General features: G+C 45.9%; 25 protein-coding genes. 9 read left to right on the forward strand and 16 right to left on the reverse strand.

What is annotated here, in order from left to right; all coding sequences use genetic code 11:
* Window positions 1–65 precede the first annotated feature (65 nt).
* Both R7O13_RS08050 and R7O13_RS08055 read right to left on the reverse strand, forming a co-directional pair.
* Window positions 66–2,612, reverse strand: a complete 2,547-nt coding sequence (locus R7O13_RS08050; RefSeq protein WP_213871344.1) for a glycosyl hydrolase family 18 protein — start codon at window positions 2,610–2,612, stop codon at window positions 66–68.
* Window positions 2,613–2,981: 369 nt separating this feature from the next.
* A complete protein-coding gene (locus R7O13_RS08055) occupies window positions 2,982–3,485 on the reverse strand; it encodes a DUF2850 domain-containing protein (protein WP_318303487.1) in 504 nt (167 codons plus the stop codon).
* 328 nt (window positions 3,486–3,813) lie between these two features.
* Here R7O13_RS08055 and R7O13_RS08060 point away from each other — a divergent pair, with 328 nt between their 5' ends.
* Together R7O13_RS08060 and R7O13_RS08065 are read left to right on the forward strand one after the other, a co-directional pair.
* On the forward strand, window positions 3,814–4,098 hold the full coding sequence (locus R7O13_RS08060; protein ID WP_005383244.1) for a pyrimidine/purine nucleoside phosphorylase: 285 nt from the start codon (window positions 3,814–3,816) through the stop codon (window positions 4,096–4,098).
* A 132-nt stretch (window positions 4,099–4,230) separates the two neighbouring features.
* Window positions 4,231–4,512 (forward strand): hypothetical protein, encoded by a 282-nt coding sequence (locus R7O13_RS08065; RefSeq protein WP_318303489.1) that lies wholly within the window; start codon window positions 4,231–4,233, stop codon window positions 4,510–4,512.
* Window positions 4,513–4,515: 3 nt separating this feature from the next.
* Here R7O13_RS08065 and R7O13_RS08070 read toward each other — a convergent pair whose 3' ends face one another.
* Window positions 4,516–5,664 carry a GGDEF domain-containing protein gene (locus tag R7O13_RS08070; RefSeq protein ID WP_025768745.1) on the reverse strand — a complete coding sequence of 383 codons (1,149 nt, stop codon included), beginning with the start codon at window positions 5,662–5,664 and terminating at the stop codon, window positions 4,516–4,518.
* Between the two features lie 507 nt (window positions 5,665–6,171).
* On the opposite strand from R7O13_RS08070, the gene R7O13_RS08075 reads away from it, so the two are divergent.
* Entirely contained in the window at window positions 6,172–7,512 is a 1,341-nt protein-coding gene (locus tag R7O13_RS08075; RefSeq protein ID WP_064354450.1) for an MATE family efflux transporter, read from the forward strand.
* Window positions 7,513–7,609: 97 nt separating this feature from the next.
* Here the strand turns inward: R7O13_RS08075 and R7O13_RS08080 are convergent, their stop codons facing one another.
* The 3 genes from R7O13_RS08080 to R7O13_RS08090 all read right to left on the reverse strand — a co-directional run bounded on the left by R7O13_RS08080 (window position 7,610) and on the right by R7O13_RS08090 (window position 10,887).
* Entirely contained in the window at window positions 7,610–9,289 is a 1,680-nt protein-coding gene (locus tag R7O13_RS08080; RefSeq protein WP_318303491.1) for an RluA family pseudouridine synthase, read from the reverse strand.
* 117 nt (window positions 9,290–9,406) lie between these two features.
* Window positions 9,407–10,027, reverse strand: coding sequence for a DsbA family protein (locus R7O13_RS08085; protein ID WP_318303493.1), 621 nt, complete (start codon window positions 10,025–10,027; stop codon window positions 9,407–9,409).
* Window positions 10,021–10,887 carry an MBL fold metallo-hydrolase gene (locus tag R7O13_RS08090; protein ID WP_017633829.1) on the reverse strand — a complete coding sequence of 289 codons (867 nt, stop codon included), beginning with the start codon at window positions 10,885–10,887 and terminating at the stop codon, window positions 10,021–10,023. Before R7O13_RS08090 ends, R7O13_RS08085 begins: the two co-directional genes overlap by 7 nt.
* 126 nt (window positions 10,888–11,013) lie before the next feature.
* On the opposite strand from R7O13_RS08090, the gene R7O13_RS08095 reads away from it, so the two are divergent.
* Entirely contained in the window at window positions 11,014–11,901 is an 888-nt protein-coding gene (locus R7O13_RS08095; RefSeq protein WP_137282903.1) for a LysR family transcriptional regulator, read from the forward strand.
* Between the two features lie 94 nt (window positions 11,902–11,995).
* A complete protein-coding gene (locus R7O13_RS08100; RefSeq protein WP_137282902.1) occupies window positions 11,996–12,799 on the forward strand; it encodes an HAD family hydrolase in 804 nt (267 codons plus the stop codon).
* 93 nt (window positions 12,800–12,892) lie between these two features.
* Here the strand turns inward: R7O13_RS08100 and R7O13_RS08105 are convergent, their stop codons facing one another.
* The 5 genes from R7O13_RS08105 to R7O13_RS08125 form a co-directional block, all read right to left on the reverse strand.
* Entirely contained in the window at window positions 12,893–13,297 is a 405-nt protein-coding gene (locus R7O13_RS08105) for a hypothetical protein (protein ID WP_044129611.1), read from the reverse strand.
* Window positions 13,298–13,306: 9 nt separating this feature from the next.
* Window positions 13,307–14,404, reverse strand: coding sequence for a GGDEF domain-containing protein (locus R7O13_RS08110; protein ID WP_053303994.1), 1,098 nt, complete (start codon window positions 14,402–14,404; stop codon window positions 13,307–13,309).
* Window positions 14,379–14,864, reverse strand: a complete 486-nt coding sequence (locus tag R7O13_RS08115) for an oxidoreductase (protein ID WP_318303542.1) — start codon at window positions 14,862–14,864, stop codon at window positions 14,379–14,381. Before R7O13_RS08115 ends, R7O13_RS08110 begins: the two co-directional genes overlap by 26 nt.
* A 445-nt stretch (window positions 14,865–15,309) precedes the next feature.
* Window positions 15,310–16,149 (reverse strand): S-formylglutathione hydrolase, encoded by an 840-nt coding sequence (gene fghA, locus R7O13_RS08120; protein ID WP_318303496.1) that lies wholly within the window; start codon window positions 16,147–16,149, stop codon window positions 15,310–15,312.
* A 62-nt stretch (window positions 16,150–16,211) separates the two neighbouring features.
* Window positions 16,212–17,360 carry an S-(hydroxymethyl)glutathione dehydrogenase/class III alcohol dehydrogenase gene (locus R7O13_RS08125; RefSeq protein WP_017633834.1) on the reverse strand — a complete coding sequence of 383 codons (1,149 nt, stop codon included), beginning with the start codon at window positions 17,358–17,360 and terminating at the stop codon, window positions 16,212–16,214.
* 293 nt (window positions 17,361–17,653) lie between these two features.
* On the opposite strand from R7O13_RS08125, the gene R7O13_RS08130 reads away from it, so the two are divergent.
* Together R7O13_RS08130 and R7O13_RS08135 are read left to right on the forward strand one after the other, a co-directional pair.
* Window positions 17,654–18,460: an arylamine N-acetyltransferase family protein gene (locus R7O13_RS08130; RefSeq protein WP_005374380.1), complete on the forward strand. Its 807-nt coding sequence runs from the start codon at window positions 17,654–17,656 to the stop codon at window positions 18,458–18,460.
* An 80-nt stretch (window positions 18,461–18,540) separates the two neighbouring features.
* On the forward strand, window positions 18,541–19,413 hold the full coding sequence (locus R7O13_RS08135; protein ID WP_017633836.1) for a LysR family transcriptional regulator: 873 nt from the start codon (window positions 18,541–18,543) through the stop codon (window positions 19,411–19,413).
* 99 nt (window positions 19,414–19,512) lie between these two features.
* Here the strand turns inward: R7O13_RS08135 and R7O13_RS08140 are convergent, their stop codons facing one another.
* A complete protein-coding gene (locus R7O13_RS08140) occupies window positions 19,513–20,286 on the reverse strand; it encodes a siderophore-interacting protein (RefSeq protein ID WP_062730859.1) in 774 nt (257 codons plus the stop codon).
* 178 nt (window positions 20,287–20,464) lie between these two features.
* The gene (locus tag R7O13_RS08145) at window positions 20,465–21,049 is read right to left on the reverse strand and encodes a LysE family translocator (protein WP_005482872.1); all 585 of its coding nucleotides are present in this window, start codon (window positions 21,047–21,049) and stop codon (window positions 20,465–20,467) included.
* A gap of 114 nt (window positions 21,050–21,163) precedes the next feature.
* Here R7O13_RS08145 and R7O13_RS08150 point away from each other — a divergent pair, with 114 nt between their 5' ends.
* Together R7O13_RS08150 and R7O13_RS08155 are read left to right on the forward strand one after the other, a co-directional pair.
* A complete protein-coding gene (locus R7O13_RS08150; RefSeq protein WP_318303499.1) occupies window positions 21,164–21,604 on the forward strand; it encodes an Lrp/AsnC family transcriptional regulator in 441 nt (146 codons plus the stop codon).
* A 214-nt stretch (window positions 21,605–21,818) separates the two neighbouring features.
* Window positions 21,819–22,997 carry a lytic polysaccharide monooxygenase gene (locus R7O13_RS08155; RefSeq protein ID WP_064369528.1) on the forward strand — a complete coding sequence of 393 codons (1,179 nt, stop codon included), beginning with the start codon at window positions 21,819–21,821 and terminating at the stop codon, window positions 22,995–22,997.
* 117 nt (window positions 22,998–23,114) lie between these two features.
* On the opposite strand, the gene R7O13_RS08160 is transcribed toward R7O13_RS08155, so the two are convergent.
* From R7O13_RS08160 to R7O13_RS08170, 3 genes are read right to left on the reverse strand one after another with little or no spacing between them, the layout of a single operon-like run.
* Window positions 23,115–23,735, reverse strand: coding sequence for an HAD-IB family hydrolase (locus R7O13_RS08160; RefSeq protein ID WP_213901576.1), 621 nt, complete (start codon window positions 23,733–23,735; stop codon window positions 23,115–23,117).
* Window positions 23,736–23,773: 38 nt separating this feature from the next.
* Window positions 23,774–24,085, reverse strand: a complete 312-nt coding sequence (locus tag R7O13_RS08165; protein ID WP_206949208.1) for a cupin domain-containing protein — start codon at window positions 24,083–24,085, stop codon at window positions 23,774–23,776.
* Window positions 24,086–24,094: 9 nt separating this feature from the next.
* A complete protein-coding gene (locus R7O13_RS08170; RefSeq protein WP_005374358.1) occupies window positions 24,095–24,745 on the reverse strand; it encodes a Qnr family pentapeptide repeat protein in 651 nt (216 codons plus the stop codon).
* Window positions 24,746–24,750 lie beyond the last annotated feature (5 nt).

Raw genomic sequence — 24,750 nt, forward strand, 5'->3', positions numbered from 1 at the left:
TAAATCCAAAAAGGACAGCCGAAGCTGTCCTTTGTTTATTTAGCAGAACGTCTGCAAGGCTGAAATTAGTTACAGTTAGCTACGCCAACTTCTTTCCAAACGCCCCATTCGCCAGATTGGCTAGGATCGTCACCCTGAGTCCACCATTTCGCTTCCCACGTTTTACCTGCGTGAGTCACTTGGTTACCACCTGTGTACACTGCGCTCGCATCCCATGCGTTGTCACAAGTACCAGGGTTCGGATCGGTTGTGTGCTGTGCAACAACCACTGTCGCGCTTGCCGATGAAGACGCTTTACCGTCGCTCACACTTACAGTGAAGCTTAAGCTTGTGTCTTGCGGGTATTCCGCAGCAGTGAACGTGACTTTGGAGCCTTCAACCGTTGCATTCAGACCTTGAGGTAGAGTCCAGTTGAATGTCAGGGTATCGTTGTCTGCATCGCTAGACGCAGATGCATCTACAACCACAACGTCACCAGCGTTTGCTGTTGCTGGAGCAACAACTTGCGCTATTGGTGCGCTGTTCACTGGGTCAACAACACCTGCTGGTTTCACTGTTACTACAACGAGGTCAGATGCCGTTGCACCTTCGTTATCAGACACCGTCAGCTTGAAAGTTAATTGCTCTTCAACAATAACTTCTGCTGCATCAAAGCTTGCTTTCGCTGTGTTTGCACCTGTTAGTACCACTGCTGTGCCAGATACTTGTTCCCAAGCGTAGCTTGCGATGGTGCCGTCAGAGTCTTTTGACAGGCTGCCATCTAGAACCACATTTGCAGGACCTGTTACCGATTGATCTGCGCCAGCGGCTGCGGTTGGTTTACGGTTTGGTTGAGGAACCACACCACCAGCCATACCTTCGTGCATCGCGTTTAGAATGTCACCGTTATCCGCGTCAATTTCCCAAGAGAATAGACCAGCAAGACCAAGAGACTTCGCGTAGCTACCTTTTGCTAGCACTGAACGGTGGTCATCAAATGTGATCAACTCGCCCGTAGTACGGTTCCATACCCATGGTGCTTCTGCTTGTGCATCGTAGCCGTACTCGAAGCCGTTAATACCAGTGTTGTTTGCACCTAGCATGAATGACTTAATGCCTTTGTAGTCAATTACGCCATCTTCCCAAACACCTTGCGCTGTGCTGCCCTTCAGTTTACCTGTAGCAGTACCTGTCATTGGGTCGTTTGGATCGGTTAGTGTATCTGGAGTTACGCCTTCCCAGCCACGACCGTACATTGCTGTACCAAGTACTAGCTTGTTCGCAGGAACGCCTTGAGCAAGAAGAAGTTGGATGCCGTTATCTGCTGTGTAAGCAGGACCTTTGTACGGTTCGCCGTTCTCATCAACGCCACTACCGTCACACTGACCAGGACGCATGAATGAACCACAGTAAAGCGCAGTCTGGTGACCAGGAACGTTGTTCCAACCGCCGTAGAAGTCGTAAGTCATTGCGAAGATGTAATCCATGTACTGCACCGCATCTGCGTAGTCTACGTCTTCAATCTTGTCGTAACCGACACCGATAGCGGACGTTAGCTCGTAAGTACGGCCTGTCTCAGCTTCTAATTCATCAAGCATTACGCGCAGTTCACGCATCAGTGCGATGTATGCTGGGCCATCGTTTACAGGGTCGCCCTTATCGGCTGCTGCACCGCCGCCGCCAGGGAATTCCCAGTCGATGTCAACACCGTCGTAGAATTTCCAAGTTTTCAGGAACTTCTTAACTGATGCGACGAATGTGTCACGGTTTTTCTTGTCCACGAAATCGAAGAATGGGTCAGACAGTGTCCAACCACCGATCGATGGGATGATTTTTAGATCAGGGTTACGTTGTTTCAATGCCATTAGCATTGCGTAGTTACCCTTGATAGGCGTGCTGTATTCATGACCAGCTTGTGGGAAGCTCTTCTGATAAGCAGCCCAAGGGTCATGGATAACGACTTCATAATCAGGCACACCTGTACAAGCAGTTTGTAGCGCGTTGAAACTGTTGCCGCCAACAGACTTCACAGACTCATTTGGGCCACAAATTGGGATAAAACCGTAAAGGATGTGAGTCAAGTTGTCGACCGGCATATTATCGACTGTGTAGTCACGGCCATAGATGCCCCATTCAACAAAATACGTACCCATCACGACGCTTGGATCGGTATTGTAGGTTTTGTTGTTTGGATCAACATTCATCGTTAGTGGCTTCAGGTGAGAACCATCGGTATCTGCAATCGTGATTTCAGCTGGTGCGCTTTTCGCACAACCTGTCGCATCACATGCTTCGATTTCCATTTGGTATAAGCCACCTTGGCCGTATTCAAACGAAGCTGTCGTTTGGCTACCAGTGATAGGGCCGCTTGCTACTTTTACACCATCAAAATAGACGTTGTAAGTGTCACCAGGTGTGCCACTCCACTGGTTAAATTTAACAGTGATCTTCGCTTGCTCATGGTATTTCACCATGTCGTAGTAGCCTGACGTGGTTTCCATCGCGAGTTCAATTTTAGAAAACTGAAGGTTGTTGGAACCGTACATATCGATACTTGGTGCGGTTGGAGCCGCAACTGCAGCACCTGATAGCGCTAAAGCAACTCCAGCTGCACATAGGTTAAATCGAATCATAACTTCTCTCTCAATCCTTGGATTCATGTTCTACCTAGAACATAGGCTGCTCTTGCACCAGATAAGATGATTGGATTTACTCCACGTGCAAAAGCATCACACTCAGCATTTCAGAGAGTTTTTTTTCGTCAAAAAAAATTAAGACGGTTTTCGAGGCACTTGAGAGAACTTAACTAAAACTCGCACTCTGTTACACAGAAAGTGTCAGACTGAGTCAATAATTTATAAAATCTCAGCAGAAACTAAAATTATTGTTTACTCAGTAACGAGTTAGTTAAATGCGATGAAGGCCTTATTTTGTTGTTTATTAAGGTTTTGTTTCATTGATATAGAAAGAGAATTGAAAGGAAAAATAGCCGTGAAGACGTACTAGTCACGGCTGAAGTGTTCACTCAACGCGGCACGACGTTTAGAGGCTGCGCCGGTTTCTGAGCCCTGAACGGTATGCTCAAATCCTTTACGAATGAATCGCTGATCTGGAATAAGAGGCTCAATACGGCGTATTTGAGGTGAAAGATGAGAGCCCGAGATCTGATACGCGGTCTTTCCTAATCCGGTATTCAACGTGATGACCTTGCCATCGAATTCAAATTCCGTCGTAATAAGTCGATGGTTTCGGTATACCCCATCTTCAGTGAAAACGAGACGTTCTGTTTGGTAGGGTGGCGCGCCAATCTCAATCCATTCGCCGTACACCTTTTCCGGATCAATGTGGTCTTGATAGGAGAGGTGGATTTGATAGCCAAAAAACGTCAACAGACCCATCCCGAAGCAGACAAATGTACTCTTGAAGATTTTGGATTGGTGGCGAGCCAAAAGTGAAAGTTTTGGTTCTTGTCGTGCTTTTCGCCTTCGGCGAGTTGAGTCCGTCATAGATCTAATTTTCTCCACTTTTTTAACATGGTGGAAACCTTCCTTTTTAAAAACAAACAATCCCGCCATTGAGACGACGAAACTATGATCTAATGTCCACTTTTACATTCAGATACACATCTTATTGATGGTTTTGTTGTTTGCTCACATTCATTACTTCGCAGGTTTTCTTGCTCGGTTTAGGTCGCCTGATTAATCCTCGCGAAAAGAGGTTCTCGCTCAGTAGCAAAGGATGTGCGTTACTACGTTGAGTTTAATGGCTTTCAAAGCTTGAGTAACGGAAAGAAACAAGGTAAAAAAGAGCGGACTTTTGATAAGGAAACCAATAATGAATATTAAGGAAAATAGCTATTTTGCTGGTAGTGTAAAATCACTAGGCTTTAACCAGAAAGATCAGGATGTTAGCGTTGGTGTGATGCTTCCTGGTGAGTACACGTTTGGTACTCAAGCACCAGAGCGTATGACGGTTGTAAAAGGTGCGCTTGTGGTCAAGCGTGTTGGCGAGAGCGATTGGACGACTTATCAAAGTGGTGAGTTTTTTGAAGTGGAAGGTAATTCTTCATTTGAGCTTCAAGTGAAAGAAGCGACTGCGTATTTATGTGAGTACTTCTAGCGTTCATTTGTTGCTCGTCATAAAACCACCTTCGGGTGGTTTTTTCGTCTATGTGCTTCACTTATAACGCATCTTTTTGGTTATTTGGGTATATACTTAATAAAAATGTACCCATCGACCAGGGAGGAAGTGATGGCAGTACAACGCAAGCATTCTGATATCCCTCCTCGTTACGAGGACAAAGATCTCACCAATGAGCAAAGACAGCGCTTTACCGAAGTTGCCAATGCCGCTCATAAGAGACGTGAATTTTATCGACGTGCTCTAGGAAAGAGCTTAATGGGCAAAATGAAGCGCCGTGCGTTTAAAGATCACCCCACTCGTCAGCAAGACAAGCCGAACAGAACGTTGCAAGTAGTGTGGTTAATCGTATTCCTCGTTGTGGGGCTTTGGGTGATGCATGTGTTCGCTTAGTCATTAGCAAGCTTCTGGTACCGCTGGTGCATCAGATGTTGACTGTTCTTCCGTATTGCAGTGCTCATAAAAGGCGTACTGGTTTTTACCAGTATGTTTAGCTGCGTACATTGCTTTATCTGCACATCGAGTCAATTCAGACAAATCCTTTGCATCTTGCTTATAGATAGCAGCACCTACACTCATCGTTAACTCGTTAATCATATCGTAGCTTCGGTAACCTGTAGGAAACAGATTCACGATCCGTTTTAGGATGCTGTCGAGGTCATCTTTACTTTTTACATCGTAAAGCATGATTACAAACTCGTCGCCCGCAAATCGAGCGATGGAGTAGTCGTGTTTATCTGTTTTTCTGTCTTTGTTGCGAATGTTATTTTTTAATCGAGTGGCGAAGGCTTGAAGTACTTGGTCACCAATATCGTGCCCGTAGGTGTCGTTGATGTGCTTGAAGTTATCGATATCGAGAAAAACCAATGCGGTGATGCTGTCATCAGATGAGTGCTTGATTTCATCGAGCTTTGCGCGCGCCCAAGTCTCAAAGCTCCAGCGATTGGCAAGCCCAGTGAGCTGGTCAAAATATGCTAACTCCTCAATCCCTTCACGATACAGTGTTTGAATGTAATTGAGGACTTTCGTGTAGTAATACGAGAACGTGTGACACACAAACGCGGTCGCTATCAGGGTCAGCATCAATCTCCGCTCTATGATTTCTGTGGCTGTTGGCAGTCGATCTAAAAAAGCGACCCCAAAAAAGATCAGTAAAATGTAGGTGCCACTGAACAACAGACCGACCTTAAACTCATTAATTAATACCAGAGTGGCGACAATAGGATATAGCCATAACATTTTGCCTGACGGAGCATCGTTATACAGAAGTAACAATAACCCTTCGAACATTAAGACAGCACTTAGCCATAAGTCGGCGTATTGATGGTGCCGCTGGACTTTTATTACATAACTGATTGCTAAGCATGCCAAGGCACACAAAGCATGGAAAAAGCTTAAACCCCAGTTATTCTCAAGTGATTGAGCAATGGAACCATAAGTTAAACAGGCAGCGGCGATACTGGAGCATAAAAAGACAATTTTCTTTTTTCTTGTTGAGCGGATGTCCGCCATTTCTTCTAAGCGCGCCCCAGCCAATGTCGACATTACGTATCCTTGCTTAATTAACGTGTACGCTTATTCTAGGCGGTATTTTCGCGATAAATAGAACAACAAAGTTTCCAAATGTGATATCAGTCATTTTTAGTGCAAAGCCATCAGTGTGATTTGGTGCGAGTGTTCAAAGAGGAATGGTGGCGCATGCAGGTTTTCATGACGGTTCTTCATGGCTCTATATGGTTGGACTGATAACTCAAAGTAATGTATCTAGTTGGAGATATTTCTATTGATTATCCTGATTCTGTTCGGTGCTCGTTGATTGAGAGTATTGTTCACCAATCTCTGCTCTACGTATCGTCAAGGCATATGTCGTTTCGAAAATGCATTAGAAATATTTTTCCGAAACAGGGCGAAATATTGTTGTCGTTATGACCAATATGCGACTAGAATCCGCGCTAAATCACAACCTCATATCGAGCTTCGTTCGAGTCACTATTTTTAAACTGCTTCACAAATATTGTGAGGCAGTTTTTAGTTGTAGGAAAGGTTACAAGCATGCCTAAAAGCCAAAACATCAACCAACGAATGTCCATCGTGGCATTAGCTTGGCCAATTCTTGTCGAAATTTTGCTACGGACGGCTTTAGGAACCAGTGACGTGTTCATGCTGAGTGGCTACTCAGACAAAGCCGTATCCGCTGTTGGTGTGATCACGCAGATTACCTTCTTTTTAATCATCGTTTCGACCTTTGTCAGTAGCGGTACGGGGATTTTGATTGCCCAATACAATGGCGCTGGACGCGAGCAAGAGTCAGTGAGCGTTGGTGTTGCGAGTATTGCGTTGTCTGTGCTCGTCGGTGTGCTATTGAGTGTGATTGCCGTGCTTGGTGCGATATATCTACTCCCGTATTACGGCTTGGAAGCGCAAGTCGAGCAGTACGCTCATGAATATCTGCTGATAAGCGGTGCGATGACGTTTAACGTTACGATTGGCGTTGTTTTTACAACTATTCTGCGTAGTCATGGTTATTCACGTTCCCCAATGGTGGTGAATTTGATCTCGGGTGTGTTCAACATCATTGGTAACTATATTGCGCTTTACCAGCCATTTGGTTTACCTGTGTATGGCGTGCAAGGCGTGGCAATAGCAACCGTCGTCAGCCAAGTCATCGGTACGTTAATGTTATGGTTTATTCTCGCGCGCAGCAGCATTGAGCTACCAATGTCGACCATGAAACAAGTGCCCGTAGAGATTTACAAAAAGATCTTAAAAATCGGCGGCATGAACGCGGGTGAGGTGCTGTCTTACAACGTGGCGCAAATCTGCATTGTGTATTTTGTGGTGCAAATGGGGACGGCATCGTTAGCGGCTTTCACTTATGCGCAAAACATTGCCCGTTTCTCGTTTGCTTTCGCGCTGGCAATTGGTCAGGCAGCGCAAATTCAGACTGGTTACTACATCGGTAAAGGTTGGGTGAGCAGCATTTTAAAACGCGTACAAATCTACTTCTTAGTAGGATTTGTGGCATCAACGGCGGCAACCACACTGATTTACCTGTTTAGAGAAGAGATTCTGCGCGTATTTACCGATCAACCAGAGATACTCGCATTGGCAGGTTCGTTAGTCATGGGCTCAATTTTGCTCGAGGCCGGACGTGTGTTTAACCTGATTTTTATCGCGGGGCTCAAAGGCGCGGGTGACATCAAGTTCCCAGTGCAAATGGGGATTTTGAGTATGTGGGGACTAGGTGTGCTTTTCTCTTACATCTTTGGCATTCACATGGGGTATGGCGTTTTAGGGGCTTGGATGGCAATCGCACTCGATGAATGGGTGCGTGGTATCATCATGGCAAGGCGTTGGCGCTCTCAGGTGTGGACCAAGTTTAAGGTGAGCTAACGGTTTTCGGTATCGCGCATCACGCTTATTCTGTTGTTAGAAACCAAAAAAGGCACTGATAGTCAGTGCCTTTTTGTTATTTAAACTCGGGAAGACGTTAGAATTCGCACTCAGCTTTGAACACCATGCGCTCTTTGCTGTATGGATGATCCAGCTCTAGCATCTCAGCATGCAGGTGTAAGCGGTTGGCTTTTTCGCCGTATAAACCATCACCAACCATCGGCATGTTTAACCCCATGTGATGAGCACTGTGTACACGTAGTTGGTGAGTTCGCCCGGTTTTCGGATACATGTATACCTTGCTGCGCCCATCTTTGACTTCAATCAGTTGCCAGTAGGTTTCTGCATGTTTCCCGTGTTCAAAACACACCAGTTGACGTGGGCGGTCGTCGGGGTCACCACGCATTGGCAGTGAAATTTCCCCTTCAGGCTCGTTTAATACGTCTTCGAGCAGTGCCATATAACGTTTTTGTACGCCGCGAGCCATAAACTGTTTTTGCAGACTTTTGTTCGCGCGCTTAGTTAAGGCAAACACCAAAATGCCAGAGGTCGCCATGTCGAGACGATGAATCACAAACGGCCCTTCCACATCAGGGTACATCGCTTGTAGGCGCGTATAAGCAGAGTCCTTGATAGTTTTACCAGGCACTGAAAGTAAGCCCGAGGGCTTGTTGACGACGACCATAGCGTCGTCTTGGTAGATTATCTCTAGTTCTTTGTCTTCTGCCCAATTCTCCGCCAATGGATTAGGTTCGACATCCAGCCCTTGCATCATATGGCCCAAAATCGGCTGACATTTGCTGTTGCACGATGGGTAGAATTTTTTGTGTTGGCGAACTTCAGACTTTGGCGACACACCCCACCAAAATTCTGCCAGCGCCAGCGGTTTGAATCCGTATTTAAACGCGTATTGGAGCAGTTTTGGCGCAGCACATTCCCCTGCACCTGCTGGTGGTATTGGGTTTGTGGTGTCCGCAAAAATGTCCACCAAGTCGCGTGCTTCGCCATGGCTGTTTAGAAAGCGGTACTGTTTATGCAGTTTGTGCTGTAAAGCGTTGGAGAGCGTTTTGCGCTGTTCTTTCAGATGAGCAAGTTGCTGCTCTAACTCAGCCAAGCGCGCTTCTTTGATTGCAAGCTTTTCATCCCACGCTTGCTTTAAGTATTTGAGAACGTTTTTCTCGGCGACACTTTGCTTACCCAACTCATCCAATAAGATTTTGAGGTCATCGGCATTGAGTGTTTGCTCGCCCTGTTGACGCTCTCGTTTGCGTGCGGCGCGGCCGTCAATCATCACTTGGCGCTGTGTTTGCTCCTCTTGCTGATAAGCGGCGCGGTCGGCTTGGATTTGCGCTTTAAGATCCGCCAATTCCGGATTCGCGGCACAGGTTTTGTACTCCGTATTGGCGGCGTTGATGGCATCCGTTTCTGCGCGGAAGAAGCCTTCATCGGTCAGCATGTCGTACACAGGAGGGACAAATCCTGGAATCAAGTTTTGGTCAGCAATTTTGCCAGAAAACGCACTTAAAAAGCCGAGCTCGCCTTGAGGGCTTTCTACCAGCAATACGCCAAACATTTTGCCTCGCCCCGTTTCTTCATTAACCAAACCAAAATCGTGTTCGAAGTCGGTTTGCGCTAATAAGTGCTGTTGCAATTGCTTTGCGGCCATAACGCAAAGAGGATGCGGCGTGTAGTAGAACGGAAACGTAAACTGCGTTGGCAATTCATAGCCAGAAATATCAGCAGTAAAACGAGTAAAACAATGTTCAGGCGAGTGCATGGTGGGTATCCGCGCGAGTAAAAAATCGAGCGAGGATTGTACCTGTTTGAGTCAGGATTGCCATGTCGGTGTTGGCACTCGCTCTTGGATTAAGAACAAGAGCGAGTGGGGAAGAGCTTATTGCAGTTTTTGTAATGCAAGCTTCCACTGTGCCGGTTTGTCGTAGTAGGTCGAGTGCGGCAAGGTCAAGTACTCGCCATTTACTTCTGCAATCAGGGTTGGATAACCACCAACGTGTAACTGTCGCATCAATTGTCGGCTAGAGCGAATTCTCTCATCTAGTTCGGCTTCGCTTAACGCCATGTTTTGCTCCCACGCATCACTTGTTAAACCTAGCGATTCTGCAATGGCTTTGAGCGTCGATGCTTCATTCACTTTTAACCCGAGCTGATAATGCGCAGATTGGATGGCCTTTAGCATGTGCCATGGATTCAGCCCCATTTTTTCCGCACTCAAGATCGCTTGTGTTGGTAGATAAGAATCAAGAACAAACGCACCTTCGCTTTTCACGCGTTGCAGATATGCTTCACCAAACGTCGCTCCGGTTTCGGTTGCAATACGAGCGTCACTGTTGATGACGTGCTGACGAAATTCAGGTTCAATCGCGCGTTTCTCAATCATACCGCCGGGATGAAGCTCTACCTTAAATTGAGAGGTGTCCATCAAGGCTTCGATGAGTGGTGATGCCCCGTAGCACCAACCACACATGGGATCGAAGAAGTAATGCACGGTTACCATGACATTTCACCAGTATGCACTTTCGCACCGATTTCTAGCGCGATTGGCAATTGAGCTTCTGGGTATTTCGCAGACATGGTGTCAATGAGTTGAACGCTGTTATTGCTGTGTTTTTTCGCTTGCTGAAAATCCTGCAAGTATTGTTGCGAGTAGCGAATGGTGTCTGCGTTCAGCTTTGTGCCTGCTTTCATGTGACCAGGAATGACCACTTGAGGTTTAAGCGCAAGCATCTCGCTAAGTTGCTGCTCCCAAGCATTGATGGCGGTCTGGTCAGCGGCATCTGCCATCCACAAATGTACGTTTGAGTACACGGCTACGTTACCTAGAATCGCTTTGTTATCTGGAATCCATAGGTAAGGGCGGTGTGCTGATGTGCCATGGTTACCACGAATTTCAATCTTATGACCTTCTAGCTCCAATGATGCTTTATCGTACGCGACAGGGATCACTGGTTTTACCGGTGCGTTTGCGCCAAGCTTTGGTCCCCAGTACGCCAGCTTTCCAGCCAATTTCTCTTTAATAATTTTTTGAACCGCAGGCGTTGTGATGATCTGCGCATCAGGGAACTGTTGGTGTAAGGCCTCTGCGCCAAAGTAGTAGTCTGGGTCCGCTTGGCTGATAAAAATGGTTTTAAGCGTTTTGCCTGAGTCCAGCACTTTAGCGGCAATGCGCATCGCGTCAGCTTTGGTGAAGCCAGTGTCGATAACCATGGCGTCAGTCTCACCGTATACCAAGGTTGAGTTTACGTGGAAGCTGTTACCGTCGGCGTTGTAAACCTCAAGAGTAAGGGGAGAGTGGTTTGCCGCTAGAACAGGGCTTGCCATTAAAATGGATGCAGCAATCAAAGTGAATTTTTTCATAATAAGCTCCTAAAAAATTTGGGGCCAAGCGACCATGGCTTGGGAACGGGAGCTATATTAGGAAATTGATACGCTCGGAAAAATACACAATAATGTGCATCACTATTTCTTATTTCGAGCAAATGTATGGATAGAGTAACGGCAGCAAGAGTATTTGTAGATGTGGTGTATTCTGGCAGTTTTACCGCGACCGCCGAGCGGTTAGACATGTCTCGGCCAATGGTAACTCGTTATGTAGAGGCGATGGAGAACTGGCTGCAAACTCGTTTGTTACACCGCACCACGCGCAAGGTGTCCCTCACCACCGCAGGGGAGCGCAGCTTGCCTCAGATTGAGCGCTGGTTAAAACAGGCCGATACATTAACGTCGAACATTGCCGCTGATGGTGAGCTGTCCGGAAAAATCCGTCTTGCGTCTAGTACTTCATTTGGATTCTCACAGTTGATCCCCGTAGTAAACAGTTTTATGCAAAAGCACCCCAAAGTGCATATCGACATAGATCTGCAAGATTCAGTGAGTGATCTAACCGAACAACGTATCGATCTGGCGATCCGAATTGCGTCAGATCCCGATCCTTCTTTGATTGGTAAGCCGATTGCGGTGTGCGAATCGGTGTTGGTAGCATCACCGCAATATTTACAAACTCACCACGCGATCGCGCATCCGCGAGATTTATCTTCACACGACTGTTTGGGATACAAAAACTTTGAGCGCCACGTGTGGCATTTGTCTCAGGGCGACCAGTTCGAATCGGTGGGAATTGAGTGTCGCCTAACCAGCAATGAGGCCACGGCGTTATTGCATGGCGCTTTACAAGGCATGGGTATTTCGATGTTGCCAACTTACTTGAGCAATATCTATCTCAAATCGGATCAGCTTGAGTCGGTGTTGCCGGATTGGAAGCCAAATGATCTCAACATTTACGCGCTGTATTCATCACGTAAACACTTGTCTCCTGCGGTGAGAGCTTTCATCGATCACAGTGAAGATTACTTTAAACAGCATCCTTGGTAATAGCGAAAGGCGTCGTCATCCCGACTTGAGATTCATACAAGATCCTGTACCTTACATGGATATATTTTCGCAGCGTCATTTAGAGTTTTAGTTAATGTCACAAGTTCGCATCAAATTTATTGCTTCCGATATGGATGGCACATTGCTTGACCAATACGGTCGTTTGGATCCAGAGTTTTTCGATCTGTTTTTGCAACTGGAAGAGCAAGGTATTTTGTTCTCCGCTGCGTCTGGTCGTCAGTATTACAGTCTGCGAGACACGTTCGCGCCAATCAAAGACAGACTGTTGTATGTGGCTGAAAACGGCACCTTAGTGATGTACCAAGACAATGAGCTCTACAGTTGTACCATTCCTAAAGCGGAAGTGTTGGAGATTGTGAAAGCGGCTCGTGAGATTGACGGGGCGAACATCGTATTGTGTGGCAAGCGCTCGGCGTACATCGAAACGCATGATCAGCAATCGCTGGAAGAATTTCAAAAGTACTACCACCGCTGTGAATATGTGCCGGATTTGCTTGAGGTCGAAGACGAGTTTATTAAGGTAGCAATTTGTCACTTTGATGGTTCGGAAGAGCTCCTGTTCCCGACCATGAACGCAAAGTTTGGCGCAACGCATAAAGTCGTGGTGAGTGCAAAAATCTGGCTGGATGTGATGAATGCCGAGGCCTCTAAAGGCGCGGCCATTCAGCATCTTCAAGAGACGATGAATTTTACTCCGGCAGAAACTATGACGTTTGGTGACTACCTCAATGACCTCGAAATGCTGCAAGTCAGTGAGCATTCGTACGCGGTTGCCAACGCGCACGAAGAGATTAAGAAAATTGCTCGTTATTCTGCGCCAAGCAACCAAGAGGCTGGGGTACTCAAAGTGATTAAAGAGAAAGTGTTAGTGAAGTAACGCTCATTTTTTCGATGTTATTTTCTTCTTCACGTAAAAAGCCCCGCAGTACATGCGGGGCTTTGTTTTTTTTGGGAGAGTAAGGTTCCCGTTTTAGCGTACGTATTTGGCGGTTGCGCTGACTAAAAAGTGTTGCAATTTCCCGTCTGATTTTGGCACCCACAAGTCGTTATGATAATGGTAAATACGGCCATTGACGGTCACAGACAAGGTATTATCACCCGTTTGCTCCATGCGAATAAACTGATCCGAAGTGACCAAAAACGGCTCTTGCTCTTCAATGCTCTGGCCCGTTGCCAATACGAAGTAGCCGAATCGGTTGCCAGCATCCGGATCGGTTGAGTAGATTCGATGTCCAACGAGGCTGTAGTCGTCGTTGAGTGCCTGCTCAAGCGTTTTTTGCCCGATGGTTTCGTGCGATGGAATAAATACCCAAGCCAACACACCTGCCGCAATGACTGCCAGTAGAAGCAGTACTTGCATGAACTTTCTCATCATATATACCGTTTAACGTTGAAATTTCATTTTGTACATGCGCTTATCCGCTATGCTGATAAGAAAGTCAACATTGTCACTGTCTTTAGGGTATTGCGCTAAGCCCATGCTTGTTGAAAGTGTTGAGACTTTATCGGAGTTTAATATTTGTGCATCAAAGACGGTATTTATCTGCTCACGTACGTTCTCTTCATTGAGATGCTCACCTTCAAGGATAACCGCGAACTCATCTCCTCCCATGCGATAAACAGTAAAATCATTGAGTGTCATAGAATTAAGCCGCCTAGCGATTTCCCGCAGTACAGTGTCGCCAACTTGGTGTCCGTGTGTGTCGTTGACTTCTTTAAAACCATTTAAATCTAGAATCCAGAGAGAAAAGGGCCTTTTTTCTTGAGTAAATTTGTTTAGGGTAATGAATAGTGCATTGCGGTTCCCTAGGTTCGTTAAAGGGTCGCTGAGCGCCAATTTTCTATGAAAATGGGATTCACGATAAAAGAAATAAGTTAAAGAGATAATCGACAAAACGAACGTCGCAAACAACATATATTGTGCTTGCATTAAGCGCTGGGTTTGACCTTTTTGTGCTTCATAAGCTTTACTGCTTAGACGGAAGTTTTGATTAACGAAGTCTATTAAGCCTAAATATAGTGTTTGAGTTGAACGATAAAATGCAGCAGCAGCTTGGCTATCACCTGTTCTAGCTTCTACTAGTTGTTTTTCTAGCTCTTTGAACTCTTCAAAAAGGTTAATGAAGTAAAGGTGCATGTTGTTCCGAGAAAAGAACTTATTGGCTTTCGTGCTACTGGTCAATAAGTCAAAGCGACTCCACGCTAACTCGTATTGAAGCTCTGCACCATCAATATTCAATACGTTTTCATCTAACCGTCTGGCCTCGCCGACAAGTTCTGATAGTTCTTTGGAGAGTTGGAATAAAAACCAAGTCGCTTGTTTTTGTTCGTTATTAAAATTTTGTGAGAGTGAACGTGTTTGCTGTAAAAGCACGACATTCGCGAGAAGCAAAGAAACGGCAAACACCACCAGCAGCATTTTGCTGGTGGTAGAATATTGCAATATTCTTTGTTTCTTAGAATAGGGTTCTGATAACTTCATTCTTATTATTTTCTTTTATTTCATTTACTTGCCATACCATTTGCGCATGATATTTATTGTAGTTTAGCTCTGGATAGAGATTGAGTGGATATATCACCCAGAAAGGGCCTTTATTCCTGACTTTTATGTAATTCTGATCTTGTTGATAAGCCAGTATTGGTTTATATCGAAGAATATCTTGTCGGGACAATGTCGAGTGATAGTCGTTTAAGCTGCTGATATCAACCTGCTCTGGTACCTTTCCATAGACGTGTGTAAGAAGCGTGCTGAGTTTAACGCCTAAAAACTCTGACGAGGCAGGAAGCCAAGGCAATGTCATCGTGTAGCTAGTGGTAGGTAAAGCTTGGATCTCTTCCAGTTCCAGTATGACACTAGGCTGCTGGCTACTACTAAATACGATCGTATTTGCAGACAAGAATGGCGCAACAAAAAACAGACCTAGCGCGACTATCTTTTTCATCATATGCCCTTTTGAGTTTTATTCTTTTTTCTTAGCTAGGACAAAGGTGCTAGCGGTAATTTATTTATAATTATAGAGCCAACCGGATGAGATTTTATAATACGTTATGTTTCAAAAATAACTGTCGGTTTACGTCACGTCAAGGTTATTAAGTTGCTTCTTAATTAAAAGCTAAGAGTATTGGGATGATGGTAGAGTTTCGTAATGATTTCGCGGTATTTAATTACTTTTTAGTGCAACTTTGTATCATTTTTAATAAAGATACTGTGTCGGAAATGAGAATTTAATAAGGCGAGAAATGGGACGTCGAATTTGTTCTTAAGTTACATTATTTTACATATTTAAATCATCGATATTCAGATATGTATTTGTTAGTACGTAAAGAAAATAAAGTCACCTAGTTTTGGTGACTTTATTTTTTATTTCATGAGCTTACTTAATTTAACTATGCAAACAAATATTTTGCATGGAAGTTGAGGTGCTCTTCAATAAAGCTTGAGATGAAGTAATAGCTATGGTCATAGCCTGGTTGCATTCTCAAGGTTAGGTTTGAATCGTGTATTTGTGCCGCAGCAATCAGCGCTTCCGGTCTAAGCTGCTCATTTAAAAAGCCATCAGCATCACCTTGATCAACCAAAATTGGTAATGGTGATTGTTGTTGTTTTAGAAGTTCACTTGCATCGTATTGCTTCCAGCTTTCAAGCTCCTTGCCTAAGTAAGCAGTAAAGGCTTTTTGTCCCCAAGGGCATTGCATTGGGTTACTGATTGGACTGAACGCTGAAATAGAACGGTACTGTTCTGAATTTTTCAGACCAATGGTGAGCGCTCCGTGGCCGCCCATGCTGTGACCCGAAATCGACTTCACGTCAGAGACTGGGAAGTTACTTTCGATGATCGCAGGCAACTCCTCAGTCACATAGTCGTACATACAGTAATGCAGTGACCAAGGTGCTTGCGTCGCATTAAGGTAAAAGCCAGCTCCTTTTCCTAGGTCATAGCTTTCGTCGTCAGCGATACCTTCGCCTCTCGGACTTGTGTCTGGTGCAATGATCGCAATGCCAAGCTCGGCCGCCATACGAAATGCGCCCGCTTTCTGCATAAAGTTTTCATCGGTACACGTTAAACCAGAGAGCCAGTATAGCGCGGGTACGGGATTCGATTTCGTTGCGTTAGGTGGCAAGAATATCGCGAAGCGCATGGTGCAGTTTAGGGCATTGGATTCGTGTGTATATTGCTTGTGCCAACCGCCAAACACTTTGGCTTGGCTTACATTTTCAATGGTCATGAATAAACTCTCTAATTAGCAGAAGGAATTCAGGCTCCCCAAAAGGAGAGCCTGAGGCAGCATTATTGATCCATATGGATAACTGTTCGGATGCTCTTACCTTCATGCATCAGATCAAACGCTTTGTTGACGTCTGCTAATCCCATTGTGTGGGTAATGAACTCCTGTAAGCCGAATTCACCAGCCATGTAACGGTTTACGATTTCTGGAAGCTCAGAGCGGCCTTTAACGCCACCGAAAGCGCTGCCACGCCATACACGACCAGTTACCAGTTGGAATGGACGAGTTGAGATCTCTTGACCTGCACCAGCAACACCAATGATGACTGACTCACCCCAACCTTTGTGACAGCACTCAAGTGCTTGGCGCATCACGTTTACGTTACCGATACATTCGAATGAGTAGTCAACACCACCGTCTGTCATTTCAACAATCACTTCTTGAATTGGCTTGTCGAATTTTTGTGGGTTGATTACGTCAGTTGCACCAAGTTGTTTCGCTAGGTCGAATTTGCTTTCGTTGATGTCTACACCGATGATGCGGCTGGCACCAGCCATGCGAGCACCGATGATTGCAGAAAGACCGATACCGCCGAGACCAAAGATTGCCACTGTGTCGCCTTTTTCAACTTTAGCTGTGTTTAATACCGCACCCATACCAGTGGTTACGCCACAACCTAGAAGACAAACTTCTTCAAGTGGTGCTTCTTTGTTTACTTTCGCTAGTGAGATTTCTGGAAGAACCGTGTACTCAGAGAAAGTAGAACAACCCATGTAGTGGAAGATAGTTTCGCCGTTGATAGAGAATCGGCTTGTGCCATCTGGCATTAGGCCTTTACCTTGCGTTTCACGAACGGCCTGACATAGGTTCGTTTTGCCAGATTTACAGAACTTACACTCACCACATTCAGCAGTGTAAAGTGGGATAACGTGGTCGCCAACTTCAACGCTTGTTACGCCTTCGCCAACCATTTCAACGATACCGCCACCTTCGTGACCAAGGATTGAAGGGAAGATACCTTCTGGATCGTCACCTGATAGTGTGAATGCGTCAGTGTGACAAACACCAGTTGCTACGATGCGTACTAGCACTTCGCCGGCTTTTGGAAGTTGTACATCCACTTCTTCCATTTTAAGCGGCTCACCTGCAGCCCAAGCGACCATTGCTTTTGATTTTATGTGAGTTTGACCAGGTTTGATTTCAAGCGACATTGGATGTTTCCTTTATATTTTCAGTATATGGAGTGACGTAATAAGCGTAGTTAAGGTTTGCTTACCGCGCTTCGTCGTTTTGTTGGTGCTCATTTTAGGTGTTTCAGTAAAAATGATAATCCGTCCATTTTGAAAATGATTTTTACATATGCGTAATAATGATAAGGTGAGCGTGTAAAAAGAGTGCGATGCCTCCTTAAAGCGGAAGGGAAATGGAAAAGGTGATTGACCTGAAGTTAGATAGAGGGGCTAAAGTAGAAAACAGTCAAACCATCAGCTAAGTAAGAGTCATTATGAATAAGACGGATCTGAGTGCCTATTTAACCAAGCTAGGCTTGCCTAGTGAATTGCCCGCCGATTTGGAGTCATTGCACAGAATTCACGTGGCGCAGCATCGTTGCCTGCCGTTTGAGAATTTTGACATCGCATTGCAGCGAGGCGTCTCTGTTGAGATTGAAGATATTATTCAAAAAACCGTGTACCACTCTCGCGGTGGTTACTGCTTTGAATTAAATGGTTTAATGCTTGATGTGCTCAACACTCTTGGGTTTGAAGCGCGAAGTTTGCTAGGGCGTGTACATGTGTCTGGTACACCAACAGGTCGTAGTCATCAAATCACGTTAGTGACGTTAGAGGAACAAACATGGATTGTCGATGTGGGTTTTGGCTCCAATACCCCTCGAGCGCCATTGCCATTTATCCTTGACCAAGTGATTCAGACGGATTTACAAACCTTCCGTTTTGTCAAAGATGCTCAGTTTGGTTATTTCCTCCAAGTGCTTTCAACCGATGGAACGGACACGTGGAACAATCTATACAGCTTTGACCTAGAGTTTGTGTTTGCTGGTGACATTGCATGTAGCAACTTCTTTACCTCGACTTCGCCTAATTCGCGTTTTACTAGCGCAAGGGTCGCTGCTAGAGCGACAGAAAGTGGGTTGGTGACGCTGCTTAACTACACACTCAGATGCACAAATCATGAAGCGCTAACAGAAATAGAGCTAGAGCCAGGTCAAGCCTACCTGGATGCGTTGAAAGAATATTTTGGTATTGAGCTTGATGCGCAATACGACGATCTTCGTCCGTTACCTGACGCGTAAAGTTTTCCCGTTTTCAAAGCGTAGCTCGACGAGAACAATGTAATCACTATTTGTCTAGAAGAGGTCGACAGGAATACAGCATGGCGAATTGGGAAGGAGTCAGCGAGTTTGTTGCCGTAGCGGAAACTAACAGCTTTACAGCTGCCGCGGCTAAACTGAAAACGTCAGTGGCACAAATCAGTCGCCGCGTATCGGCACTTGAAGAGCGTCTTGCGGTTAAGTTACTGCATCGCACGACGCGAAAAGTTTCTCTGTCTGAAGCTGGACAGCTTTATTATCAGCAGTGCAAACACTTGGTCGAAGGGCTAGAACTAGCTGAGCTTGCTGTAACGCAAATGCAAACCGAACCGCGAGGTTTGCTGCGTGTGACAGCGCCTGTGACCTATGGGGAAATGAACCTCGCACCGCTCTTGCATCAGTTTTTGGAGAAGTACCCGCGTGTGGACCTCGATTTAGTTCTGACCAATCAAAAACTGGATTTGATAGAGCAAGGGGTAGACGTGGCGATTCGTCTTGGCCGCCTGCAAGATTCCAGCATGATCGCAAAGCGTCTTTCGTCGCGTCAAAATTACGTGTGTGCTAGCCCTATGTATTTGGAGCGATTTGGCGAGCCTCACACATTATCCGAACTGGCTCGACATCAGTGCCTAGTTGGTTCGGTCGATTATTGGCATTTTAAGGAAAATAAACGCGATAAGTCTTTGCGCGTATCGGGGAGAATTAAATGCAATAGTGGTTTTGCGCTAATGGGCGCCGCCAAACGTGGTTTGGGTTTAGTGCAGTTGCCGGACTATTACGTTCAAGAAGCTCTAGATAACGGTGAGCTAGTCGAGGTGCTGACCGATTACCGAGACGACCGTGAAGGCATTTGGGCACTGTATCCACAAAGCCGAAATTTATCGCCCAAAGTGAGGTTGTTAATCGACTTTTTAGCGCAGGAACTAGCGGATTAGAGTTTTCATGAACTTTAATACAACTGAAGTTGCTAAAACGCCCAGTGATGCCGGGCGTTTTTATTAGGATGAGAGCTGGAATCGAAAAGACATGAATCACTATTGGTTGGATTCCGCGTCTTCACGTTTAATCACTTTGTGCCCATCTTCAGACACGCCTTGCTTCCAATAGCTGCTGATGTAGATATTCTCGCGATCGACTTCTTTTTCGTTGCGGAAATATTGGCGCAGCGCACGCATTGAATCGAACTCACACGCACACCATACCGAAGCGTTACCATCTAACCACTCGAGTTCGCGAACGCTATCAGCCAAGGTTTGCTGTTCAGTTAGCCAAATCAACTCCATGCCTGCTGGCGCGTGTAGGGGTTGAATGTCGGCTGGAGACATCACGCTGATCACAGCGTAGCCTTTGGCCTCTTCTGGCAGCGTGCGAATTTTCGCAGAAAGTGCTGGAAGTGCCGTCATATCGGCAGCCATGAAGAACCAATCCGCCTCAGTATTTAAGTTGGAGATGCTACCCGGCCCTACGATGCTTATCGTGTCGCCTTTTTGCGCGGCCATTGCCCAACGCGCTGCAAATCCGCATTGCAGATCTTGCGTTACGTGTCGGACGAAATCCACTTCGATTGAACTGGTTTCTGGATGAAAGCGTCGGATAGTGTAGGTGCGCATGATTGGTCGGTCGTCTTCTGGCAGGATGCTCAGATCCGCGCCGCCCATATCGTTAAACAGTAATTTGATGTAACTGCCTTCGCAGTCACGAGGAAAGTGGCTCAGCGCCTCACCTTGCAAGGTAATGCGCTGCATGTTTGGAGTGATGGTTTCTGTGTCTGTGACAACAAGCGTTTTAGGTTGAGGCTTCTTTTTCATTGTTACTTTACTCGATAATTATTCTCTTTCTCATTTAAAGATTATCAAGTTCCCTAACAAGAGGGTAGCGTCTTTAAACAAATTTACACTGTGAATTAACGCCAAAGCCTCAAGCAAAATGCAGTATCTGTCCTTTCCCAATTACGTAAAGTGAGTCGTTTTTTAACCCAAAATAGACTTATATCATTGGAATCGTAGACAAAAGCAACAGCGCAGCCATACTGTAGTTGAACCCCTTAACGCGTTTATCGGTGGTCAACCAACGCTGCAATTGCATACCTGCCGCCGTCCAAAATGTCACCGATGGCAAGTTAGCTAAACAGAAGATACCGGCGATAAAAGTCAGTTCGAGCCAAGAACCGCCACTGGTGTATACCGTAATGGCCGTCAACGCCATCGACCAACCTTTTGGGTTCACCCATTGGAATGCAACAGCCCCTAAAAAAGACATCGGGCGAAAATCGTGTTTTGCTTCTGTTTTGTCGCTGGTGGCGATTTTGTACGTCAAGTACAGCAAATAACTCAAGCTCAATACTTTTAAAATCGAGTGGGTTAGCGGGTAGGCATGGAACAGGCTCATCAAGCCAATACCCACCAAAATTAGCATGGCACCAAAGCCGAAGGTAATGCCCAACATGTGTGGGATAGTGCGTTTAAAGCCGACATTTGCCCCTGAGGTCATCAACATAATGTTATTGGGACCCGGCGTAAAAGTGGAGACAAAAGCGAACAACGCCAAAGCGCCCAGTTGATGATATTCCATAGATTGTTCCTTGAATCAGTTCTCGATAAGTTGAGAACAACTATAAGTAGAACTGAGGTCAATATTGTGCTTTTATTTGATGATTAGAAACTAAATAAGCAATGAAACATCATCATGGATAGATTTGACGAAAGAATATTGCAAGTGCTCAAACGAGACGGAAGAATCTCCAATGTGGAGCTGTCGGAATGCGTTGGTTTATCTCCGTCTGCAACCTTACGCCGAGTGCAAGATTTAGAGCGTAAAGGCGTGATCAAAGGCTACCGAGCAGTACTGGATAATCAGCAACTTGGCGTGGGCTTTGTCGCTTATGTGTCGATTGGTTTGGCCTCGCACTCTAAGCAGGCACAGCTGGGTTTCGAAGAGCATGTGCGTTTTGTAAACGAGGTGGTGGAATGTCACAACATTACGGGATCTAACGAATATCTCATACGCGTAGAGACGCAAAATCTCGCCGCTTATAAAGCGTTCCATGCTGATGTGTTGGGTGAGTGCGAACACGTCAAGTCGATCACAACCATGGTGGTGATGGACACACCAAAAGACGAGCGATAGCCAAACGAGAGTGACAGTTTTTGTGGCACATGAATTTGAAGTGACTCGAAAGAGTCAGTCGAGTATGAGAATGGTTCACAACAAATGCTGGAAAGCAGATGGCACTCTTACAATTTCCATATTTATTCTCACCTTCTAAATAATCCCATCCTGCTAGTTTTGCTTAAACCGCTTGTGTTTCAGAGCGGCGAGTCAGCAAAATTAAGGATGAACGATGAAATCACATGTAACACTTCCTCTTTTGAGCTTAAGCGCTGTTGCCGCATTGAGCTCATTTAACGTCAACGCCCACGGCTGGGTAGAATTTCCAAGCGCTCGTCAGAATACGTGTTATTTAGACGGTGGTTTTTGGACCAACGAGATCCCTAACCAAGCGTGTAAAGCGGCTTTTGAAGAATCTGGCGCGTATCCGTTTGTGCAACGCAGCGAAATCGCGGCGAACGTACCAAATTACCGAGATATGGAGCATGTGAAAGCCGTGGTTCGCGACGGTGAACTGTGTTCTGCCGGCGATGCGGCTAAGAAAGGCTTGAACATTCCTTCTCCAAACTGGCAGCGCACCAATGTTACGCCAGATGCAAACAACCAGATTGAATTGGTGTTTTACGGCAAAGCGCCGCACAACCCATCGTACTGGGAATTCTATCTCACCAAGCCAACTTATGATGATTCAAAGCCTCTTACTTGGAGTGATTTAGAGCTGATCGACACCGCAGGTGATGTGTATGTTGATGCGGAAAAACGCTACCGTATTCAGGTGACTTTCCCTGCTGATCGTTCCGGCGATGCGGTGCTTTATACTCGTTGGCAGCGCATTGATGTCGCTGGGGAAGGTTTCTACAACTGTAGTGACATTACGTTAAACGGAACGAGCACGACGCCACCGACTGACCCTGTTGATCCAACCGAACCGGGCAACAATCTGACATCTCTAGGCTACTTTGTTCAGCAAGGTTTTGGGCCAGTAGAAGCGGGTGACACCATTCGTTTCCGTACGTTTAATGCGACAGGCAATGAAATTGTCGATATTTCACTACCAATCAGTGCAAACAATACGGCGACTTGGGCGGCAGAAATTGCGGATCAATTTAATGCGCAGCAAACGGGTGATTGGTACGTGGGCATTTGGCATCAAGAGATGAACCACTACATGTTCGATAGTAACAACGTGAATGCAAACCAAGTATTAGCGCCAAGCGCAGACTTCAGTTACGCGTTGTCACTGATCAAAGCGGATGTCACGCCACCAGTTGAACCAACCAACTTGTGGGACAAGACAGCCGTTTACAACCAAGGTGATGTGGTGACACACAATGGTAAAGAATGGACTGCCCAATGGTGGACGTCTGGTGAGGAACCAGGCACAACGGGTCAGTGGGGTGTATGGCGTTAAGCCATTTATTCGGGCCCTGAACAATAAAACCCTTCTCACATGAGAAGGGTTTGTTTTTTTCAGTCTAAAACGACCACTTTGGTTGAGTGGCTGTCTTGAAAATCAGAGCACATATCGTTATTCGCTTGCTCTCCACTCGCTCCAGTTGAGCATCGCGTAGTCTGCCAGTTTGAGCATCGGAATGTCTTCATGCGTATCACCGTAGGCATAAACAGACGCAAACTCGTCGAGCAAAAACGCCGCTTTCACGCGTGAGACTTTTCTTTCTAAACTGCAATCACCTTGCTGGTAAAAGCCACTCAGTTTTGGCTGTTCTGAGATCAGTTCACTGCACAGCAAGTGGTAACCGTTCGCCTCACACCAAGGCTTGAGATACGCATTGAGTGATGCCGACACCACTACGATGGTATCGCCTCGGTGTTGATGCCAAGCCAGCCTTTCCATCGCTTCTGGCCGTAAGTACAGCGGGATCACTTCATGGGCAAACTGAGTGCCAATCGCTTCAATTTTCTGCGTTTCTTTCCCTGAAAATGCAATAAAACTGCTGAGAGGGCGCATAACACGAGCGGGTAACACTCCGAGTTTGTACAGCGCATAAAATGGCATGATAGCGACCTTTCCTACTCGTTTGCGCAGGCCATAAGCAGAATAGTGGAGGAAAAGGCTAAACATATCCTCTCGGGTGATGGTGCCATCAAAATCAAACAGTGCCAGTGACGGCTTAGTAGTATCGAGCAAACTCAGCGCCTATTTTTGGGTTTAAGATCGTTTTGTGTTTATTGATAAAACACCGCCAACCAGATGGTTTCTTGCGTTGGGTCAGTCCAGCTCACTTTGTGTTTGGTATGAGCTGGAATCGTAACGTGATCGCCTGCCTCAAGTCGTTGCACTACACCTGATTCAAAAGTCAGCTCTCCAGATCCTTTAAGAACCAAGACCCATTCATGTTCTTCTTGGTCGTACCAGCCACTTTCGGGCGAGGTTTGCCCCGTTGAGACAATGCGTTCTATACGCAGGTTTTTGTGGGTCAGCAGGTCTTCGAACACTTCCTCGTCGAGGTTATTCGGTAAGTCTTTAAACAGGTTCATGGCCTTTCCTTAGAGAATGATCAGTCCAAAAGGCGCAAGCAATTGCTCTTGTTGCCAATCACAAATTTTAACACCAAACAGAGAAACGCGGCGAACATCCAGCCCGTCTAGTTCGACATGAGTCAGATCACATTGCTCAACGTTAAAGGTTCCCCATTGTTCTGGCGAGAATTCGCAGCGAGATAAATCCGAGCCTTTGAGAGTTGCCCCTGCGAGGTTCGCACCGTTCCAACGGTTTTCAAAGAGGTCACATTTTTCTAGTAACACTCGTTCGAAGTTACAGTAGGTGAGGTTGCAGCCAGTAATAAAAGCAGAACAGAAAAACATGGTGTTACTGACGCGATTAGCAAAGTTCGCACCTTGGAAGTTTGCCCCTTTGAGATCGCACTTACGCAGCTCCAAGCCCATACAATTTGCGCCGTTAAACAGGCTCATCGCCAACATACAGTTCGTAAAGCTGGCGTCTTTTAAGTTCGCGAAGCGAAAACTACACCCTTCTAGCGCTTTGGATTCGATAAAGCGACAGTCGATGAACTTAGCATCGCGCAGATCGGCATGGTCGAAACAGCACATATAAAAGTGGCAGTTTTTAAAGGTAGCATTCTGAAAATCGTGATGAGAAAAGTTTTCTCGTTCAAAAATGAGATCGGTTTTTAACATGTCTT

It is taken from the genome of Vibrio sp. Y176 (assembly GCF_033438945.1).

Excerpts from the sequence above, each read along its gene's own strand:
- R7O13_RS08090 (WP_017633829.1), bottom strand. The coding sequence starts at position 10,887 with ATGAAAAAATTCACTTTGATTGCTGCATCCATTTTAATGGCAAGCCCT.
- R7O13_RS08125 (WP_017633834.1), bottom strand. The coding sequence starts at position 17,360 with ATGTCGCTTGAAATCAAACCTGGTCAAACTCACATAAAATCAAAAGCA.
- R7O13_RS08145 (WP_005482872.1), bottom strand. The coding sequence starts at position 21,049 with ATGGAATATCATCAACTGGGCGCTTTGGCGTTGTTCGCTTTTGTCTCC.
- R7O13_RS08100 (WP_137282902.1), top strand. The coding sequence starts at position 11,996 with ATGTCACAAGTTCGCATCAAATTTATTGCTTCCGATATGGATGGCACA.
- R7O13_RS08065 (WP_318303489.1), top strand. The coding sequence starts at position 4,231 with ATGGCAGTACAACGCAAGCATTCTGATATCCCTCCTCGTTACGAGGAC.
- R7O13_RS08150 (WP_318303499.1), top strand. The coding sequence starts at position 21,164 with ATGGATAGATTTGACGAAAGAATATTGCAAGTGCTCAAACGAGACGGA.
- R7O13_RS08055 (WP_318303487.1), bottom strand. The coding sequence starts at position 3,485 with ATGACGGACTCAACTCGCCGAAGGCGAAAAGCACGACAAGAACCAAAA.
- R7O13_RS08060 (WP_005383244.1), top strand. The coding sequence starts at position 3,814 with ATGAATATTAAGGAAAATAGCTATTTTGCTGGTAGTGTAAAATCACTA.
- R7O13_RS08170 (WP_005374358.1), bottom strand. The coding sequence starts at position 24,745 with ATGTTAAAAACCGATCTCATTTTTGAACGAGAAAACTTTTCTCATCAC.
- R7O13_RS08070 (WP_025768745.1), bottom strand. The coding sequence starts at position 5,664 with ATGTCGACATTGGCTGGGGCGCGCTTAGAAGAAATGGCGGACATCCGC.
- R7O13_RS08155 (WP_064369528.1), top strand. The coding sequence starts at position 21,819 with ATGAAATCACATGTAACACTTCCTCTTTTGAGCTTAAGCGCTGTTGCC.
- R7O13_RS08095 (WP_137282903.1), top strand. The coding sequence starts at position 11,014 with ATGGATAGAGTAACGGCAGCAAGAGTATTTGTAGATGTGGTGTATTCT.
- R7O13_RS08050 (WP_213871344.1), bottom strand. The coding sequence starts at position 2,612 with ATGATTCGATTTAACCTATGTGCAGCTGGAGTTGCTTTAGCGCTATCA.
- R7O13_RS08140 (WP_062730859.1), bottom strand. The coding sequence starts at position 20,286 with ATGAAAAAGAAGCCTCAACCTAAAACGCTTGTTGTCACAGACACAGAA.
- fghA (WP_318303496.1), bottom strand. The coding sequence starts at position 16,149 with ATGACCATTGAAAATGTAAGCCAAGCCAAAGTGTTTGGCGGTTGGCAC.
- R7O13_RS08165 (WP_206949208.1), bottom strand. The coding sequence starts at position 24,085 with ATGAACCTGTTTAAAGACTTACCGAATAACCTCGACGAGGAAGTGTTC.
- R7O13_RS08080 (WP_318303491.1), bottom strand. The coding sequence starts at position 9,289 with ATGCACTCGCCTGAACATTGTTTTACTCGTTTTACTGCTGATATTTCT.
- R7O13_RS08115 (WP_318303542.1), bottom strand. The coding sequence starts at position 14,864 with ATGAAAAAGATAGTCGCGCTAGGTCTGTTTTTTGTTGCGCCATTCTTG.
- R7O13_RS08085 (WP_318303493.1), bottom strand. The coding sequence starts at position 10,027 with ATGGTAACCGTGCATTACTTCTTCGATCCCATGTGTGGTTGGTGCTAC.
- R7O13_RS08105 (WP_044129611.1), bottom strand. The coding sequence starts at position 13,297 with ATGATGAGAAAGTTCATGCAAGTACTGCTTCTACTGGCAGTCATTGCG.
- R7O13_RS08075 (WP_064354450.1), top strand. The coding sequence starts at position 6,172 with ATGCCTAAAAGCCAAAACATCAACCAACGAATGTCCATCGTGGCATTA.
- R7O13_RS08130 (WP_005374380.1), top strand. The coding sequence starts at position 17,654 with ATGAATAAGACGGATCTGAGTGCCTATTTAACCAAGCTAGGCTTGCCT.
- R7O13_RS08110 (WP_053303994.1), bottom strand. The coding sequence starts at position 14,404 with ATGAAGTTATCAGAACCCTATTCTAAGAAACAAAGAATATTGCAATAT.
- R7O13_RS08135 (WP_017633836.1), top strand. The coding sequence starts at position 18,541 with ATGGCGAATTGGGAAGGAGTCAGCGAGTTTGTTGCCGTAGCGGAAACT.